Source organism: Bradyrhizobium sp. 23AC, assembly GCF_054863025.1.
The window spans coordinates 1-272 of the sequence record NZ_JAVAYN010000156.1 but is presented as its reverse complement, the minus strand read 5'-3'; the positions used below and the strand labels follow the sequence as shown (position 1 = coordinate 272).

At 49.6% G+C, this 272-nt stretch carries 1 protein-coding gene; it reads left to right on the top strand.

Translation table 11 applies throughout. The annotated features are described in order from the left end of the window. Positions 1-272 (top strand): TonB-dependent receptor domain-containing protein (locus RAD10_RS41895; protein WP_461622028.1); only part of this gene is annotated, 272 nt, incomplete at both ends.

Genomic DNA, 272 nt, shown 5'->3' with positions numbered 1-272 from the left:
AAGCGTATGGTTGCGCTTCAGGCTATAGTTTGCTCTCTTACTTCGGCAAGTTCAACTACTCGTATGCCGACCGCTACATGGCAAGTTTGACGCTTCGTAGAGACGGTTCTAGCCGCTTTGGTAAAAAAAATAAGTTTGCTACCTTCCCATCCGTCAGCCTTGGTTGGCGAATCAGCCAAGAGCCCTTTATGGAGAAAGCAACCGTGTTAGACGACCTCAAGCTTCGTGCTTCGTGGGGACAGACCGGTAACCAGGAAATCAGCAATGATGCG